The following is a 378-nucleotide window of genomic DNA, read 5'->3' as shown; positions in this document are numbered from 1 at the left end:
GCACTAGTCTTGGGAGTCTTCTCAGTCGAAGTGCTGCTGGAGCGCGCGATGGTGTTCGCGATCCCCGACATATCTCGAAGTGACTTCCTTGCCATTACTTACGCCCCCATGACTGGTGGATCATGACCTCCACTTCGTGGCCAACGGCATCCATCGAACCTTTTGCGCGATCGTACGTCGCGCGAGTCATCTCAGAGCGCACGACTTCATAGATGGATTGTTTGAGCATGGTCGCATCACTGATTGCTGTGCTCTTGAGAGCGGTCGCCGACATGACGCGATCTTGGAACAGCGCACGCATAAACGAGGTCAGCTGTTGCGAGGGCACATCCGTTGGCTCGTCCCGCGTGATCAGGAACTTGAAGTGATCATACTGTA

Annotated in this window: 1 pseudogene; it reads right to left on the bottom strand. The window is 55.0% G+C overall.

The features are described from left to right. Positions 1-94: 94 nt before the first annotated feature. Positions 95-378: pseudogene (locus A3764_RS00460) on the bottom strand (plasmid partitioning protein RepA); the annotation flags it as partial.

This window comes from Sulfitobacter sp. HI0129 (genome assembly GCF_001635395.1).
Classification (GTDB): domain Bacteria; phylum Pseudomonadota; class Alphaproteobacteria; order Rhodobacterales; family Rhodobacteraceae; genus Sulfitobacter.
Note: the sequence above shows the minus strand (reverse complement) of the source record. Positions and strands in the feature narration are given on the sequence as shown.